Here is a 15,036-nt window from a genome sequence, read left to right on the forward strand (position 1 = left end):
GACTTGCCTCGTTTGTAAATGATTAAAGTTTAAAAACGTATTTCTTTAAAATGCTCCGATGGCTTGCCTCGGAGAAATTTACTTCAAAAATTGATTTATTTTTTTCTAAACCAATACGCTGTTCTACCTAGTAAAGAAAAACCTATATAACCTCTAATTTTAAGTTTATCTACTTCCTCTAATTTGATAAAACATTTATATTTTTTTCCATTTTTTGGATCTAAGATTTTCCCACCAGACCATTCATCACCGTCTTTTTCTAATCCAGTTAAGATATTCATTCCTAAAATTGGTTGATTCTTATTTTTACCACTACATTTATCGCAAACAGCAGTTTGTCTTTCAGAATCAGTGATTTCAATAATTTTAGCAAAAGCTTTACCATCTTTTTCGTATACTTCAATAACACTATCAACTTTACCAGTTTCTTCATCTCTATTCTCCCATTTACCAAAAATGCTTTGAGCATTAATAGAAGTTGAAATTGCAACTAATAAAAATGTAAATATTACTTTTCTCATATGTAATCTGTATTTAATTTGTTCTAAAGCAAAAATTATGATTTTACATCATGTTTAAAATAACAAATGTTATTTAATCGTATTTAGCATCGAAATTATCGTGCCATTTTTCTTGTAGGCGCATTATTTGTTCTATAACATCTCTAACGCAACCTTCACCACCTTTTTTATCAGAAATATAAACAGATATTGCCTGTAATTCCCTAACAGCATCACTAGGACAACAAGGAATTCCAACTTTTTCCATTACGGGTAAGTCTGGTATGTCATCTCCCATGTATAAAACATTCTCTGATTGTAAATTATATTTTTCAACCAATTCATTATACTGATCAATTTTCTTGTGAGCACCTAAATAAATATCAGTAATTCCTAAACCTTCTAAACGAGTACGAACTCCCTCATTCTTTCCACCAGAAATAATACAAACTCTATATCCCGCTTTAACAGCAGCTTTTAGAGCATAACCGTCTTTAATATTCATTTGACGAACTAATTCTCCGTTCGGAAAAACAGTAACTATACCGTTAGTTAGTACACCATCAACATCAAAAATAAAGGTGTTTACATCGTTAAAAAGTTCTTTATAGCTTTTATCCATTTTGGATTGATTTTGTTATTAATTGATAAATTTCTTTCTGATTAGAATCCAATAATTCTAAATGTCGTTCTATAGTTTTTTTATCTTTCCTTTTTGCAGGTCCGGTTTGTGCTAAATCTGGTTTAACTTCTTCTATTTTTAAAGCTGTTTCTTTAATTAAAGGTAACAATACTTCAAAAGGAACATTGTATGACTTACAAATATCATTCCCAATTTTATACATGTGATTGGTAAAATTATTTACAAATACAGCTGCAACATGTAATTTACTTCTCTGATCAGAAGTAATAGAATATACTTTTTCAGAAATAGAAGAAGCAAGTTGCTCTAACAATTTAAAATCAGTTTCATTTTCTGCCTCTATACATAAAGGAATAGAGGAGAAGTCTACTTTTTTATTTTTTGAAAAACTTTGTAAAGGATAAAAAATTCCTTTTTTACCATTATTTGCAAGAGTGTTCATAGGAACACTACCAGAAGTGTGTGCAATTAGTTTATGATGAGGTAGTTGAGGAGAAACTTCAGCTATAGCATCGTCTGATACTGCAATAATATAAACATCTGCATCAGTTAGCAACGTGATATTATCAGTGATAGAAACTCGATCTTGAAATTCAATAATCGAATTTATATTTCTGGCGTACAATTGTTTCAATTCAACATCATTACAATTTAAAAAAGCTTGTGAAAGATGATGAGAAACGTTTCCTCCCCCTATAATAACTACAGAAATCATAGTAGCGAAGATATTGAAATTATTTGAAGCTATGGAAAGCATTTAGTAATTTAGGAGCTAAATTTTTCAACATGGATTCAAATAAAAAACTAGGGATAAATTCAATTTGTACGCACGTAGGTGAAGTTAAAGACGAACAATTCAAAGGAGCCGTTTCACCAATTTATTTATCATCGTCATATCAATTTTATGATGTAGATATAAAAAGATATCCGAGATATTTCAATACACCAAATCAAGAAGCTTTATGTAGAAAGATAGCAGCATTAGAAAAAACGGAAAATGCTTTAATATTTGGTTCTGGAATGGCTGCAATTAGTACAGCTATGTTTGCTTTTTTACACAAAGGAGATCATGTTGTTTTACAGCAGACTTTGTATGGAGGAACTTATAATTTGGTTGTTGAAGAATTTGATAAATTCGGTATAGAATATTCTTTTACAAATAGTTTAAAAATTGAAGATTTTGAGAAGGAAATTAAATCAAATACAAAAGTGATTTTTATTGAAACTCCTTCGAATCCGTTACTAAAAGTTGTAGATATAAAAGCGGTTGCTGAATTAGCAAAGAAAAATGAAATCATAACGATGATCGATAATACGTTTGCTTCTCCAATAAATCAAACTCCTGTAGATTTTGGAATTGATATTATGATTCATTCAGCAACAAAATATATGGGTGGGCATTCAGATATCTTAGCCGGAGCGATTGCAGCTTCTAATGAACATGTTGATAAAATTTGGAATATTGCTAAGAACTTTGGTGGAAGTTTAAGTGATTTCACAGTTTGGATGTTAGAAAGAAGTATGAAAACAATGAGTTTACGTGTAAATCATCAGAATACAAATGCGATGAAAATGGCAGAGTATTTAGAGCAAAATCCGAATATAGAGAAAGTATATTATCCAGGGTTAACATCTCACGAAGATCACGAATTAGCTAAAAGTCAAATGAAAGGATTTGGTGGAATGTTGTCTTTCGAGTTAAAATCGAATTTAGACGCTATGCAATTTCAACGTAATTTAGAGTTAATAAAACCATCTATGAGTTTAGCTGGAGTAGAAAGTACTTTGTTAAGTCCGACACAAACTTCACATGCATTATTAACTCCAGAAGAAAGAGCAAATCAGGGAATTAAAGATGGATTAATTCGTTTTTCTGTTGGAATAGAAGAGGTAGAAGATTTAATTGCAGATATAGAACAAGCTATAGATAAATTATAAGATGATTAATAAAGTTTTATTTTTTTTATACCTAATATTTGCTAGTTACAGAGTAGAAGCACAAAAAAGGATAAAAGAAGATAAATATTTAGATAGCTTAGCAAAGAAAATTTATTTTCAACACAAAGAATTGTATTTTAAAAGAGGCTCTTTAGAAGCGATGAAAGAAATTATTCTTTACATCAAAAACAATGATAAATATTACTTATTGGAGTGCCATACCTCCAGAGATGGTTTGAAAGAAGAAAATCAGTTGTTAAGCGAAAAAAATGCTGGTATGATTGAAAGGACTTTGATTAATTTAGGACTAGATACTTCAAGGTTTACTGTAATAGGAAAAGGAGAATTGTTCCCTTGTTGTCATGCACATACTAGGGCTGAAAGATATAAAAATAGAAGAATTCAAATTAAAGAAGTTAGTGAAGAAGAAATCAAACAATTAAAGAAAAGTAAAAAATGAAACTAGATATATTAGCTTTTGGATCGCATCCAGATGATGTAGAATTAGGTTGTTCTGCAACTATAGCAAAAGAAATTTCTTTAGGAAAAAAAGTAGGAATAGTAGATTTAACACGAGGAGAACTAGGAACAAGAGGTTCTGCTGAATTACGTGATGAAGAAGCCGCTAAAGCTGCAGAGATTTTAGGAGTTTCTGTTCGAGAAAATTTAGCGTTTGCAGATGGTTTCTTTAAAAATGATAAAGAACATCAGTTAGAAATTATCAAAATGATTCGAAAGTATCAGCCAGAAATTGTTTTATGTAATGCTATAGATGATCGTCATATTGATCATCCAAAAGGAAGTCAATTGGTTTCTGATGCGTGTTTTTTAAGTGGTTTGTTAAAAATAGAAACAACATTAGATGGAAAACAGCAAGAAAAATGGAGGCCAAAACAAGTTTATCATTATATCCAATGGAAAAATATCGAACCAGATTTTGTTGTAGATGTAACTGGATTTATGGATAAAAAAGTAGCTTCTGTATTAGCTTACAGCTCTCAATTTTTTGATCCAAATAGTAAAGAGCCTGAAACTCCGATTACTAGTAAGAACTTCACTGAGAGTGTTGAGTATCGTGCAAAAGACTTAGGAAGATTAATAGGAGTAGACTATGCAGAAGGGTTTACAGTAGAAAGATATGTTGCTGTAGAAAATTTAAGTAAATTAATTTAAAAAATATTTTGTCATACTTTAAAAAAGTTATATATTTGCACCCGCTAGTTAAATGGTGATTGTAGCTCAGTTGGTTAGAGCGCCGGATTGTGGTTCCGGAGGTCGCCGGTTCGAACCCGGTCTTTCACCCATAATTTAAGAGTTCAGTATTTACTGGACTCTTTTTTTTTGTTTCAATAAATTTTTGTGTTTTGTGTTTTTCGTGTCAGCTAATGTGTCAAGAAAATGTCATGATTACTCCTTTTTAGAGTTATAAAGTTCAAAAAAAGATAGAAGTTTAATTTGTGAGTAATAGGTCAAAAAAAATGATTTGTAATCCAGATGTTTAATACTAGTTTTAAAAAATATGAAAAAAGTGTTAAACTGCTTTCAGTTTGTAGTAGTAAAAAAAAACTTCTAAGGGTAAACCCTGAGATAAAATTCAGGGTATTTCTATTTTTTGTAAATAAATAATTGTCTTTAATATTGTACTTGTAAGTAAGTTCATTAAAAAGGAATCATTATTGTGGTTTTTATAATTGAATTTTGATTGATTATGTTTTTAAAGAACTTATCTATGTTATAGAGGTATTAGAAATGAATATGAAGTTTGTACGGATATCTTTATTTTAAAATATGTAACCTCAAGTCAAGTCCAGTGCATGAAGAATCTTGATAAAACGAGAGTGCTGGTACATATATGAAAAAAGAGACTTTAATAAGTCTCTTTTTTATTTCTCAGGTTAAGAGTGTGAATATTACTCTATTCTCTTTTGAATTTTTCAACCCACATATCGTATTTATCTTTATGTTTAAAACGTTTGTGAGTCCATAAATAATTCTCGGGTTGTTCCTTTATAGATTTTTCAGTTATTTTAAGGTATTTGTCGATAATCTGATAGTTTTCATATTTCTTAGGAGTATCGGTAATTAATTCAAAAGTGGTTTCATAATACCCTCTTTTGATTTTTTTTGTAGTGTAATTAACTACGGCCATATTGAATTTTTTAGCTAAAATTTCTGCACCTGTATGAACGGGTACTTTAACACCAAAAAACTTTTGCCAGTAATAGGTTTTCTGAAGCACAGGAGATTGATCGCTTAATAAAATGTATGCTCCTATATTACCGTTTTTGATATTTTTTACCATATTAGGTACGGTGTCTTTTGTTTTGTACGCAATTAAACCAAATTTTGTTCTAGAGCTTTTTACAAATTTTTCAAAATAAGGATTCTTGATTGTTGTATAGGCTCCATAAATTTGAACATCACTAACCAATGGCATAGATACCGACCATTCCCAATTGTTGAAGTGAGCTCCAGTTAGAATTATATTTTTTCCTTGTTTACCAACTTTATTTAAAACTTCTGGGTTAACAAATTTATATCTTTTTCGAGCTTGTTTTTCTGTTAAAGAAAAAGCTTTAATACTTTCAACTATAAAATCGCCAAAATGGCGTAAACTTTTTTTACGCAATATTTTTAATTCTTTATCTGTTTTTTCGGGGAAAGCTAATTTTAGATTGTTGTAAACAACGTCTTTTCTGTATCCTACTACATAGTAAACTAAGAAAAATAGAAAATCAGAAAGCATATATAGTAAACGCATTGGTAGTCTTGATAAGCACCAAACGATAGGGTAGATAATAAGGAATAAAATATATTTCATTCAGTAAAATTTTGTGCAAATATCGTATTTAAAATGTAAAATTAGTGAAACCAAACTTTTCATTAAGTTTGTGAATATATATCTACTTATGAATAAAGTAATTTTAGGGCTAATTTTGGTCAATGTATTGACTTCAATTAAAGGATTTGATGATCAAGCTTTCTTTAATAAATTTAAATTTCAAGTTGGTAAAATTCTCGAAGGAGAAAAAATTAGAATGCTAACTTCAGGTTTTTTACATGCAGATTGGGTGCATTTAGGGTTTAACATGTATGCTTTGTATTTGTTTGGCGGTGGAGTTGCTATACGGTTTGGAAATACAAAGTTTGTTTTAATTTATTTGGTTAGTCTTTTATTTGGGAGCTTATATACATTGTATAGAAATAAGCAGAACTATTATTATTCTGCTATTGGAGCATCTGGTGCGGTTTCAGGAATTATGTTCGCTTCAATTCTTTTGTTTCCTGGAAAGTTATATAGTTTTATATTTTTTCCGTTTTTTAGTTTTCCGGCTTATGCTTTGGGTATAGGATACCTGTTGTATTCTATATACGGAATGAAAAAACAATTGGGTAATGTTGGTCATTCAGCGCATTTAGGAGGCGCTATTGGAGGTTTTGTGATAACATTGTTACTAAAGCCTAGTGTAATTCATAATAATCCTAAGATGTTATTATTGCTAGGAGGGATTATATTGGTTTTTCTTTTGTTTGGAGGTAAAATAGATAAAAAAGTATAAAGGGAGGTGCTGAAATTAACTTAATAGAAATATAATTAGATAAAAAAAACCGAAACTAATGTTTCGGTTTTTTTTGAGCGGGAGACCGGGTTCGAACCGGCGACATTCAGCTTGGAAGGCTGACGCTCTACCAACTGAGCTACTCCCGCGTTGGTATTGCGGGTGCAAATATAGAAACCTTTTTCGTTTATGCAAACAATTATTTGTAGAATATTTGTAAAAAAAAGTGTTTTTATATATGAGGTTAGAAATGAGGGGTGTAGAAATAAAAAAAACCGAAACTAATATTTCGGTTTTTTTGAGCGGGAGACCGGGTTCGAACCGGCGACATTCAGCTTGGAAGGCTGACGCTCTACCAACTGAGCTACTCCCGCATTGGTATTGCGGGTGCAAATATAGAAGCTTTTTAGTTTCTGACAAAATTTTTAAAGAAAAAATCTAATAAAATTTTTGATCTTCCCTTAAGATTTTGGCAAAATGAAAAGCATAAATATTAAATCCTTCATTATAATAAAATTTATGAGACTTAGTATTAGTACTATAAGTATTTAATTCCATAGCTTCACATCCTTTTTGCTTGGTGTATTCATAAATCCATTCGAAAAAAAGTTTTCCTAAACCTTTACCTCTGTAAGTTTCAGAAATAATTACATGATCAGGTTCAACACTTCTACCTAAATAATGCCTAGTAGAATACCATAAACCACAAACTCCGATGAGCTCATTATCATCAAAAACAGCTACACACTCATAATTTGGACAATTTCCCATTTCTATGATTCTATTTTTTAATAAATCAGGAGGTGTTTTAGTATTAATTTTAGAAAGTAAAGGAAAAATACTTAGTATATTGTCTTTATCAATAGTATTAAAAGATATATTCATTTATTTTTCTGTTAAAAGTAATGGTTTTAGTAAAAAGAATTAAAGCGGAGGAAACTTATTTCTTAAGAAAAGAAATTTTAAGAAAAAACATAGATCTTCCTTATGAATTTGAAGGCGATTTAGATAAAACTACATTTCATTTAGGTGTTTATGAAGAGGATACATTAGTTTGTATTGGAACCTTTATGAAGAATAATTTAGAAGATTTAAAAGGAAATCATTATCAATTACGAGGCATGGCAACTTCTATAGAGGGAAGAGGGAAAGGTTTTGGAAAGTTATTGTTAGGTTTTGCGACTAATGAGTTAGAAAAACAAAAAATTGATTTTCTATGGTGTAACGCTAGAGAGGTTGCTCTTAAGTTTTATGAAAAAAACAATTTTGAAATCATTGGAGAAAAGTTTATTAACAAAGCAGGACCACATTTTAAAATGTATAAATCAATAACTAAATGAAATTAATTAGACAAGTAAGTTTTTTCTTTTTATTAACGAGTGTTTTTACAAATTTCGCTCAAAAAAGAGAGGTTAAAATTGAATCAATCAAAATAACGGAAAGTATATACATGCTTAAAGGACAAGGAGGTAATATCGGTCTTTTTGTTGGTGAAGATGGAGCTTTTATGATCGATGATCAATTCGCACACTTAACGCCAAAAATTCTAAAAAAGATTAAAAAAATTACAAATAAGCCCGTTAAATATTTAATTAATACGCATTGGCATGGCGATCATACTGGTGGTAACCAAAATATGAGCAAAGAGGGAGCTGTAATTATATCTCACAAAAATGTAAGAAAAAGAATGGGGATGGAAAGTGTAGTTAGAGGTAAAACTAAACCAGCTTCACCAAAAGAAGCTTTGCCAGTTATAACATTTACCGAAGATATGATGGTTCATTTCAACGGAGAAGATGTTTTAATATCTCATGTTCATGAAGCGCATACAGATGGAGATGCACATATTTATTTCACAAAAAGTAATGTGTTGCATATGGGAGACACCTATTTTCAAGGTAAATATCCTTATATAGATTTAACTAGTGGCGGAAGTATTGAAGGTTATATAGCTTCAGCAGAAAAAGCATTATTAATGATAGATGATACAACAGTCATCATCCCTGGACATAGAGAAATATCTAATAAAAATGAATTACTAGCTTACAAGAATATGTTAGTTACGTTAAGAGATAGAGTACAGAATAAAATAAATGAAGGGAAAACAGTAGAAGAGGTTAAAAATGATATTTCAATTACCAAAGAGTATGATGACTTGAAATATGGAGATTGGTTTATAACTAGTGAAGGTATTAGAGAAACTATATATAAAAGTTTAACATCTAAATAATAATTTTTAAAAGTTCATTTATTTGGAGTGAAGTAGAGTGTTTTATACACTCTACTTTTTATTTTGTATGATTTCTGCTATTGTTTTATTTTCAATTTTACTTTCTAGCCAAGAAAGTATATCTAGATATAAGAAAGCTCTTTTCTCATACGGATGATGCTCAAAAGCTTTTAGTTTTGTGTGGATTTTTTGAAATTCTTTTTTAAATTGATGTGGATATAAATCTCCTAAAGAACGAATAGATTCAATAAAAACTTTTTGAACTTCTTGTAGATTTTCCATTTTTAATAAGAATTTGTATGTTTCTTTAAATTGTTTTTCTAAATGATAATCTAAACCGCATTCATAGTGGGCAATCAAGTTTAAAATTCGAGCAAAGCACTGTAAGTCTTCTCCAACATAAAGCTTTTTGGCTTCAATAATTTTGGTGAGATATTCAATACACATTTTATTGTTACCCATACCAAAATATAAACAGGCAATCTTATAATAAAATTGAATAATATGGTGTTTATCTAATCTCTTACTAAATTTTTTTATTTTTTCATTTATTTCATAAATTAAATATTCTCCATCTTTAAAATTTCCTTCGAAAAAATGTTTATGTAACTTATTAGCATAGAAATATTGAAAAATTAAAATTTCTGTATTACTATTTACAGGAATTTGATTGTTTTTTATCTCTATTTCAAATAAATTTAATTCTTTATTAAATTCATTTTTATGCCTTGTGAAAAAAAGAGATTCTAATAAATAATTTCTTCCTTTCAGATAAAATACAGGGTTTGTGGCAATCATTTTCGGATATTCTCTAAAAAGAGAAACCCATTTACTAGCGTACTTATATCCATTCAAAAAATCTTGAGTTAAAAAACAACGCCAAAGATGTGCTTTATAAAGCCATAAGCGTTCTCTAAAGCCAAGTGAATTATAATCGATTTTTGGCAGTCTTGCATTAAAGTAATCATTTATTTTTTGTAATTCTTCGTCATTTCTAACATAACCAGTTTTTAATAAAATTCCATACAATTGTAATGAAAGATTAGAAAGTTTACTTGTAATTACATTTTGTTGACTTAGTTCTTTTGCTTGTATAGTAAGTTCATCAGCTCTGGTACTAATACTTCGAGTTATGTATTGACTTTCAATTACTTTTTCTAATTCAACAATTTCATAGGCAACATTTTTTTCTTCATTTTCAATTGCTAGAATTTTAGCTTTATCTAAAAGCTTTAAACTTTGTTTGTATAACCCTTTTTGATATAAAACTGTAGCAAAATCAAGTTGCTCACGAATTTGAACTCGTAAGTTTTTATGAGATGGATTCATACGTAAACTCGTTAGAATTTGTTTGTATAAATGTGCTTTTAAATTAGATAGTTGTTGCTTACTAACAATACCACTATTAATAATAGCTTTTTCATCATATTTTTTCTGTTTTTCTAAAAACTTAAATAAAGAGAAAAATTTTGCATGATTATTTCCTTCTAATCTACCAATATATAAATTGAATTGCCTTTTTTCTGACTTTGTTAAAGATTGAATTAAGGCAAATAAAGCATCTAGATTTTGATTAGCTTTTGTAAAATTATTCATTTTAATGTATTGATAATGAGTGTATAGTGTTTTATTGGAGTCTCTTTTGATATCGTAAAGATATGGGTGAAATCAAAAGAGATTTTAAAGCCAATATATAAATTTGAGTTAGATAATAACAACTATTAGTTACAATGAAAGATAATAAAATCCAAATTTTTGACACCACTCTTAGAGATGGAGAACAGGTGCCAGGCTGTAAGTTAGATACTAATCAGAAACTAGTAATAGCTGAACGATTGGATAGCATGGGGGTTGATATTATAGAAGCTGGATTTCCAATTTCAAGTCCTGGTGATTTTAATTCAGTGAATGAAATCGCAAAAATAGTTAAAAATGCTACAGTTTGTGGTTTGTCAAGAGCTGTGCAAAAAGATATTGAAGTTGCAGCTGAAGCATTAAAATATGCAGTAAAACCTAGAATTCATACAGGTATAGGTACAAGTGATTCTCATATAAAACATAAGTTTAATAGTACTAGAGAGCAAGTAATTGAAAGAGCAATTGCAGCTGTTTCTCATGCCAAAAAGTATGTGAATGATGTTGAGTTTTATGCAGAAGATGCTGGTAGAACAGAAAATGAATTCTTAGCAAAAGTTTGTGAAGCTGTAATTAAAGCTGGAGCAACAGTTTTAAATATTCCTGATACCACAGGATATTGCTTGCCAGAAGAATATGGAGCGAAAATAAAATACTTAAAAGATAATGTGAAAGGAATCGATGATGTTATCATTTCTTGTCATTGTCATAATGACCTTGGTTTGGCAACTGCAAATTCAATTTCAGGAGTTGTAAACGGAGCTAGACAAATAGAGTGCACAATTAATGGAATTGGTGAACGAGCTGGAAATACAGCTTTAGAAGAGGTGGTTATGATTTTAAAACAACATCCTTATTTAAATCTTCATACAGATATCAATACAAAATTATTGTATGATACAAGTTTAATGGTGAGAGAAAAAATGGGAATGCCTGTTCAACCTAATAAAGCTATTGTTGGAGCAAATGCATTTGCACATAGTTCTGGGATCCACCAAGATGGAGTGATTAAAAATCGTGAAACTTATGAGATTATCGATCCAGAAGAAGTTGGAGTAACAGAAAGCGCAATAGTTTTAACAGCAAGAAGTGGACGAGCAGCTTTAGCATACCGAGCTAAGAAAATTGGTTATGAATTGACTAAGGTTCAGTTAGACAAAGCATATCAAACTTTCTTGCAATTTGCTGATAAACAAAAAGAAGTAATAGATGAAGACATTCATCTAATCATGAAAAAAGTTAGTAATATTTCAAAAATAGCAATCGCATAATGGGAAAAACATTATTCGACAAAGTGTGGGATAAACATGTAGTAGATACTATAGAAAATGGTCCGCAAATATTATATATCGATAAGCATTTAATTCACGAAGTTACAAGTCCTCAGGCTTTTAATGAACTTAAAGAAAGAGGGGTTTCAATAGCAAGGCCAGATAAAATCGTAGCAACTGCAGATCATAACACACCTACTGTAAATCAGCATTTACCTATTAAAGATGCTTTATCCAGAAATCAATTAGAACAATTAGAGAAAAATTGTAAAGAAAATGATATTACGTTGTATGGTTTAGGTCATAAATACAATGGAATTGTTCATGTTATGGCTCCAGAATTAGGAATTACACAACCAGGAATGACAATGGTGTGTGGTGATAGTCATACATCTACTCACGGTGCTTTTGGAACTATTGCATTTGGAATAGGTACAAGCCAAGTGGCGCAAGTTTTTGCAAGTCAATGTTTGTTGATTCAAAAACCGAAAAGTTTAAGAGTTAGCGTAAACGGAAAACTTAAAAAAGGAGTATTACCTAAAGATGTGATTTTATATATCATATCTAAGTTAGGAACAAATTCAGGAACTGGATATTTCTGTGAATATGCAGGAAATGTATTCGAAGAAATGTCTATGGAAGGTAGAATGACAGTTTGTAATATGAGTATTGAAATGGGAGCTCGTGGAGGTATGATTGCTCCTGATCAAACTACTTTCGATTATGTTGAAGGAAGAGAATTTGCTCCTAAAGGCGAAGAATTTCAATCTAAAGTAAATTATTGGAAAACATTAAAGACTGATGAAGACGCAGTTTTTGATCAAGAATATTCTTTTGATGCTGAAGATATAGAGCCCATGGTTACTTATGGAACTAATCCAGGAATGGGAATTAAAATATCAGAAAGCATACCGCAAAATAGCGATGAATCTTTCGAGAAGTCATTGTCTTATATGAATTTCAAAAAAGGAGAAAGTTTAGTAGGGAAGCCAATAAACTATGTTTTTATAGGAAGTTGTACAAATTCAAGAATTGAAGACTTTAAAGTTGCTGCTAGTTTTATTAAAGGAAAACAAAAAGCAAAAAATGTAAATGCTTGGTTAGTTCCAGGTTCACAACAGGTGGCTAAACAAATAAAGGATGAAGGTTTACAAGAAATATTTGAAGCTGCAGGTTTCGAATTACGTCAACCTGGGTGTTCTGCTTGTTTAGCAATGAATGATGATAAAATCCCAGAAGGAGAATACTGCGTGTCTACATCTAATAGAAATTTTGAAGGAAGACAAGGACAAGGTGCTAGAACAATTTTAGCAAGTCCTTTAGTTGCAGCAGCAACAGCAGTAGAAGGAAAAATAATTAATATAACGGAACATTTAAACTAATGGAAAAGTTTCAAATATTAAAAGACACAGCGGTACCGTTACCCGTAGAAAATGTTGATACAGATCAAATTATTCCTGCTCGTTTTTTAAAGGCAACAGATAAAAAAGGTTTTGGAGATAATGTATTTAGAGATTGGAGGTTCCATAAAGATGGAAGTGTAAATAAAGATTTTGTTTTAAACAATAAGAATTACAAAGGAAGTATTTTAATTGCTGGAGATAATTTTGGTTGTGGTTCTAGTAGAGAACATGCAGCTTGGGCTTTAGCAGGTTATGGTTTTAAAGTAGTTATTAGTAGTTTTTTTGCTGATATTTTTAAAGGAAATGCTTTAAATAATGGGATTTTACCAATACAAGTAACTCCTCAATTTTTAAGTGATTTATTAAAAGAAATAACTAATAATCCTAATACAGAATTAACTATAGATCTTGAAAATCAAAGTTTAAAAACTACAGTTGGAACGGTAAATTTTGATATTAATCCCTATAAAAAGTTGTGTTTATTAAATGGTTATGATGACATAGACTTTTTAATTAGTAAAAAAGAAGAAATACAAGCATACGAAACATCGTTGTAAAAAGAATACAAGTATATGAAATTTAATATAACAGTAATTCCCGGAGATGGTATTGGTCCAGAAGTAATAGATCAAGCTAAAAAAGTATTACAAGCTATTGGTGAAGTTTACGATCATACTTTTGTGTATGATGAGGTACTAATGGGAGCTTGTGCTATAGATGAAACAGGAAACCCATTACCTGAGAAAACTTTAGCTTCTTGTAAGAAAAGTGATGCAATTTTATTTGGAGCTATCGGAGATCCAAAATATGATAATGATCCTTCAGCTAAAGTAAGGCCAGAACAAGGGTTATTAAAATTAAGAAAAGAACTTGGTTTATATTGTAACATTAGACCAGTTAAAGCATATGATGCATTGATAAAAAACTCACCTTTAAAAGAGAACATTATTAAAGGAACAGATATTGAAATTTATCGAGAATTAACTGGTGGTATTTATTTTGGTATAAAAGAATTAAGTGATGATGGTAAGATAGCTTTTGACGGATGTTCTTATTCTGTAGAAGAAATTGAGAGAATGGGACATTTAGCTTTTAAATCAGCCAGAAACAGAAGAAAAAAATTAACATTAGTCGATAAAGCCAATGTGTTAGAAACTTCTCGATTATGGAGAAAAACGATTACAGCTTTAGCGAAAGAATATCCAGATGTTGAAGTAGATACAATGTTTGTAGATAATGCAGCAATGCAGTTAATCTTAAATCCAAAACAGTTTGATGTTATTCTTACAGAAAACTTATTTGGAGATATTTTATCAGATGAAGCAAGTGTAATTGGAGGTTCTATAGGTTTGTTAGCTTCAGCTTCAGTAGGAGATAAAGCAGCTTTATTTGAGCCTATACATGGTTCTTTTCCGCAAGCAAAAGGTAAAGATATAGCAAATCCACTAGCTTCTATTTTATCGGCGGCAATGCTATTAAGACATTTAGATTTAGAGACAGAGGCTACAGTGATTGAAAACGCTGTACAAAAGTCTTTAGAATTAGGAATAACAACACAGGATATTGATTCTGAGAACGATTTTACTACCTCAAAAGTTGGAGATTTTATAACCGATTATATCCATAATCAGGAGGATAGTAATATTAATTTTACAAATGTCCATATGGGACAGAGTACTATAATTTAGTTAAGTTTTGTTTTGAATTTAAGCACTCCTAAATTTGGGGTGCTTTTTTATTTGCGTTATTTTTAATTTTTATGTTAAAAAAATATTTTTTATTTATTTTAAATGAAGTTTTTGATTATTTGATTGTTGAATTTTTTTGTTTTTTAATTTTTTTTTAAAAAAAATGCA

General features: G+C 30.0%; 16 protein-coding genes and 3 tRNA genes. 11 read left to right on the top strand and 8 right to left on the bottom strand.

Going from position 1 to position 15,036, the window contains the following annotated elements; translation table 11 throughout:
• Positions 1 to 95 precede the first annotated feature (95 nt).
• The 3 genes from ACSIGC_RS16710 to ACSIGC_RS16720 all read right to left on the bottom strand — a co-directional run bounded on the left by ACSIGC_RS16710 (position 96) and on the right by ACSIGC_RS16720 (position 1,900).
• Complete coding sequence (locus tag ACSIGC_RS16710; protein WP_442265914.1) at positions 96 to 521, bottom strand: DUF2147 domain-containing protein; 426 nt, start codon at positions 519 to 521, stop codon at positions 96 to 98.
• Positions 522 to 594: 73 nt separating this feature from the next.
• A complete protein-coding gene (locus ACSIGC_RS16715) occupies positions 595 to 1,122 on the bottom strand; it encodes a KdsC family phosphatase (protein ID WP_442265915.1) in 528 nt (175 codons plus the stop codon).
• Entirely contained in the window at positions 1,115 to 1,900 is a 786-nt protein-coding gene (locus tag ACSIGC_RS16720) for a Rossmann-like and DUF2520 domain-containing protein (protein ID WP_442265916.1), read from the bottom strand. The genes ACSIGC_RS16715 and ACSIGC_RS16720 overlap by 8 nt, the downstream gene beginning before the upstream one ends.
• Positions 1,901 to 1,929: 29 nt before the next feature.
• Here ACSIGC_RS16720 and ACSIGC_RS16725 point away from each other — a divergent pair, with 29 nt between their 5' ends.
• The 4 genes from ACSIGC_RS16725 (at position 1,930) to ACSIGC_RS16740 (ending at position 4,384) form a co-directional block, all read left to right on the top strand.
• The gene (locus ACSIGC_RS16725) at positions 1,930 to 3,081 is read left to right on the top strand and encodes a trans-sulfuration enzyme family protein (RefSeq protein ID WP_442265917.1); all 1,152 of its coding nucleotides are present in this window, start codon (positions 1,930 to 1,932) and stop codon (positions 3,079 to 3,081) included.
• Between the two features lies 1 nt (position 3,082).
• Positions 3,083 to 3,541, top strand: coding sequence for an OmpA family protein (locus tag ACSIGC_RS16730; RefSeq protein ID WP_442265918.1), 459 nt, complete (start codon positions 3,083 to 3,085; stop codon positions 3,539 to 3,541).
• Positions 3,538 to 4,254: a bacillithiol biosynthesis deacetylase BshB1 gene (gene bshB1 / locus ACSIGC_RS16735; RefSeq protein ID WP_442265919.1), complete on the top strand. Its 717-nt coding sequence runs from the start codon at positions 3,538 to 3,540 to the stop codon at positions 4,252 to 4,254. Before ACSIGC_RS16730 ends, bshB1 begins: the two co-directional genes overlap by 4 nt.
• Positions 4,255 to 4,308: 54 nt before the next feature.
• Positions 4,309 to 4,384, top strand: a tRNA-His gene (locus ACSIGC_RS16740).
• Between the two features lie 612 nt (positions 4,385 to 4,996).
• Here ACSIGC_RS16740 and ACSIGC_RS16745 read toward each other — a convergent pair.
• Complete coding sequence (locus ACSIGC_RS16745; protein WP_442265920.1) at positions 4,997 to 5,902, bottom strand: lysophospholipid acyltransferase family protein; 906 nt, start codon at positions 5,900 to 5,902, stop codon at positions 4,997 to 4,999.
• An 88-nt stretch (positions 5,903 to 5,990) separates the two neighbouring features.
• On the opposite strand from ACSIGC_RS16745, the gene ACSIGC_RS16750 reads away from it, so the two are divergent.
• Entirely contained in the window at positions 5,991 to 6,641 is a 651-nt protein-coding gene (locus ACSIGC_RS16750) for a rhomboid family intramembrane serine protease (protein WP_442265921.1), read from the top strand.
• 76 nt (positions 6,642 to 6,717) lie between these two features.
• Here the strand turns inward: ACSIGC_RS16750 and ACSIGC_RS16755 are convergent.
• The 3 genes from ACSIGC_RS16755 to ACSIGC_RS16765 form a co-directional block, all read right to left on the bottom strand.
• Positions 6,718 to 6,790 (bottom strand) — tRNA-Gly (locus tag ACSIGC_RS16755).
• A 152-nt stretch (positions 6,791 to 6,942) separates the two neighbouring features.
• Positions 6,943 to 7,015 (bottom strand) — tRNA-Gly (locus ACSIGC_RS16760).
• A 64-nt stretch (positions 7,016 to 7,079) separates the two neighbouring features.
• The gene (locus ACSIGC_RS16765; protein WP_442265922.1) at positions 7,080 to 7,526 is read right to left on the bottom strand and encodes a GNAT family N-acetyltransferase; all 447 of its coding nucleotides are present in this window, start codon (positions 7,524 to 7,526) and stop codon (positions 7,080 to 7,082) included.
• 20 nt (positions 7,527 to 7,546) lie between these two features.
• Here ACSIGC_RS16765 and ACSIGC_RS16770 point away from each other — a divergent pair, with 20 nt between their 5' ends.
• Both ACSIGC_RS16770 and ACSIGC_RS16775 read left to right on the top strand, forming a co-directional pair.
• A complete protein-coding gene (locus tag ACSIGC_RS16770; RefSeq protein WP_442265923.1) occupies positions 7,547 to 7,981 on the top strand; it encodes a GNAT family N-acetyltransferase in 435 nt (144 codons plus the stop codon).
• Positions 7,978 to 8,871 (top strand): MBL fold metallo-hydrolase, encoded by an 894-nt coding sequence (locus tag ACSIGC_RS16775; protein WP_442265924.1) that lies wholly within the window; start codon positions 7,978 to 7,980, stop codon positions 8,869 to 8,871. The genes ACSIGC_RS16770 and ACSIGC_RS16775 overlap by 4 nt, the downstream gene beginning before the upstream one ends.
• 51 nt (positions 8,872 to 8,922) lie before the next feature.
• On the opposite strand, the gene ACSIGC_RS16780 is transcribed toward ACSIGC_RS16775, so the two are convergent.
• Positions 8,923 to 10,467: a hypothetical protein gene (locus tag ACSIGC_RS16780; protein ID WP_442265925.1), complete on the bottom strand. Its 1,545-nt coding sequence runs from the start codon at positions 10,465 to 10,467 to the stop codon at positions 8,923 to 8,925.
• Positions 10,468 to 10,601: 134 nt separating this feature from the next.
• On the opposite strand from ACSIGC_RS16780, the gene ACSIGC_RS16785 reads away from it, so the two are divergent.
• The 4 genes from ACSIGC_RS16785 to leuB are packed head-to-tail and all read left to right on the top strand — an operon-like array spanning position 10,602 to position 14,868.
• Positions 10,602 to 11,777 (top strand): 2-isopropylmalate synthase, encoded by a 1,176-nt coding sequence (locus ACSIGC_RS16785; protein WP_442265926.1) that lies wholly within the window; start codon positions 10,602 to 10,604, stop codon positions 11,775 to 11,777.
• Positions 11,777 to 13,159 (top strand): 3-isopropylmalate dehydratase large subunit, encoded by a 1,383-nt coding sequence (leuC, locus tag ACSIGC_RS16790; protein WP_442265927.1) that lies wholly within the window; start codon positions 11,777 to 11,779, stop codon positions 13,157 to 13,159. The genes ACSIGC_RS16785 and leuC overlap by 1 nt, the downstream gene beginning before the upstream one ends.
• Positions 13,159 to 13,737, top strand: a complete 579-nt coding sequence (leuD, locus tag ACSIGC_RS16795) for a 3-isopropylmalate dehydratase small subunit (RefSeq protein ID WP_442265928.1) — start codon at positions 13,159 to 13,161, stop codon at positions 13,735 to 13,737. Before leuC ends, leuD begins: the two co-directional genes overlap by 1 nt.
• A 15-nt stretch (positions 13,738 to 13,752) precedes the next feature.
• Complete coding sequence (gene leuB, locus ACSIGC_RS16800) at positions 13,753 to 14,868, top strand: 3-isopropylmalate dehydrogenase (protein ID WP_442265929.1); 1,116 nt, start codon at positions 13,753 to 13,755, stop codon at positions 14,866 to 14,868.
• Positions 14,869 to 15,036 lie beyond the last annotated feature (168 nt).

The organism is Tenacibaculum aquaeponti, from assembly GCF_052084715.1.
GTDB lineage: Bacteria > Bacteroidota > Bacteroidia > Flavobacteriales > Flavobacteriaceae > Polaribacter.

Excerpts from the sequence above, each read along its gene's own strand:
- ACSIGC_RS16745 (WP_442265920.1), bottom strand. The coding sequence starts at position 5,902 with ATGAAATATATTTTATTCCTTATTATCTACCCTATCGTTTGGTGCTTA.
- ACSIGC_RS16785 (WP_442265926.1), top strand. The coding sequence starts at position 10,602 with ATGAAAGATAATAAAATCCAAATTTTTGACACCACTCTTAGAGATGGA.
- bshB1 (WP_442265919.1), top strand. The coding sequence starts at position 3,538 with ATGAAACTAGATATATTAGCTTTTGGATCGCATCCAGATGATGTAGAA.
- ACSIGC_RS16770 (WP_442265923.1), top strand. The coding sequence starts at position 7,547 with ATGGTTTTAGTAAAAAGAATTAAAGCGGAGGAAACTTATTTCTTAAGA.
- leuB (WP_442265929.1), top strand. The coding sequence starts at position 13,753 with ATGAAATTTAATATAACAGTAATTCCCGGAGATGGTATTGGTCCAGAA.
- ACSIGC_RS16775 (WP_442265924.1), top strand. The coding sequence starts at position 7,978 with ATGAAATTAATTAGACAAGTAAGTTTTTTCTTTTTATTAACGAGTGTT.
- leuC (WP_442265927.1), top strand. The coding sequence starts at position 11,777 with ATGGGAAAAACATTATTCGACAAAGTGTGGGATAAACATGTAGTAGAT.
- ACSIGC_RS16720 (WP_442265916.1), bottom strand. The coding sequence starts at position 1,900 with ATGCTTTCCATAGCTTCAAATAATTTCAATATCTTCGCTACTATGATT.
- ACSIGC_RS16765 (WP_442265922.1), bottom strand. The coding sequence starts at position 7,526 with ATGAATATATCTTTTAATACTATTGATAAAGACAATATACTAAGTATT.
- leuD (WP_442265928.1), top strand. The coding sequence starts at position 13,159 with ATGGAAAAGTTTCAAATATTAAAAGACACAGCGGTACCGTTACCCGTA.
- ACSIGC_RS16750 (WP_442265921.1), top strand. The coding sequence starts at position 5,991 with ATGAATAAAGTAATTTTAGGGCTAATTTTGGTCAATGTATTGACTTCA.
- ACSIGC_RS16725 (WP_442265917.1), top strand. The coding sequence starts at position 1,930 with ATGGATTCAAATAAAAAACTAGGGATAAATTCAATTTGTACGCACGTA.
- ACSIGC_RS16780 (WP_442265925.1), bottom strand. The coding sequence starts at position 10,467 with ATGAATAATTTTACAAAAGCTAATCAAAATCTAGATGCTTTATTTGCC.
- ACSIGC_RS16730 (WP_442265918.1), top strand. The coding sequence starts at position 3,083 with ATGATTAATAAAGTTTTATTTTTTTTATACCTAATATTTGCTAGTTAC.
- ACSIGC_RS16710 (WP_442265914.1), bottom strand. The coding sequence starts at position 521 with ATGAGAAAAGTAATATTTACATTTTTATTAGTTGCAATTTCAACTTCT.
- ACSIGC_RS16715 (WP_442265915.1), bottom strand. The coding sequence starts at position 1,122 with ATGGATAAAAGCTATAAAGAACTTTTTAACGATGTAAACACCTTTATT.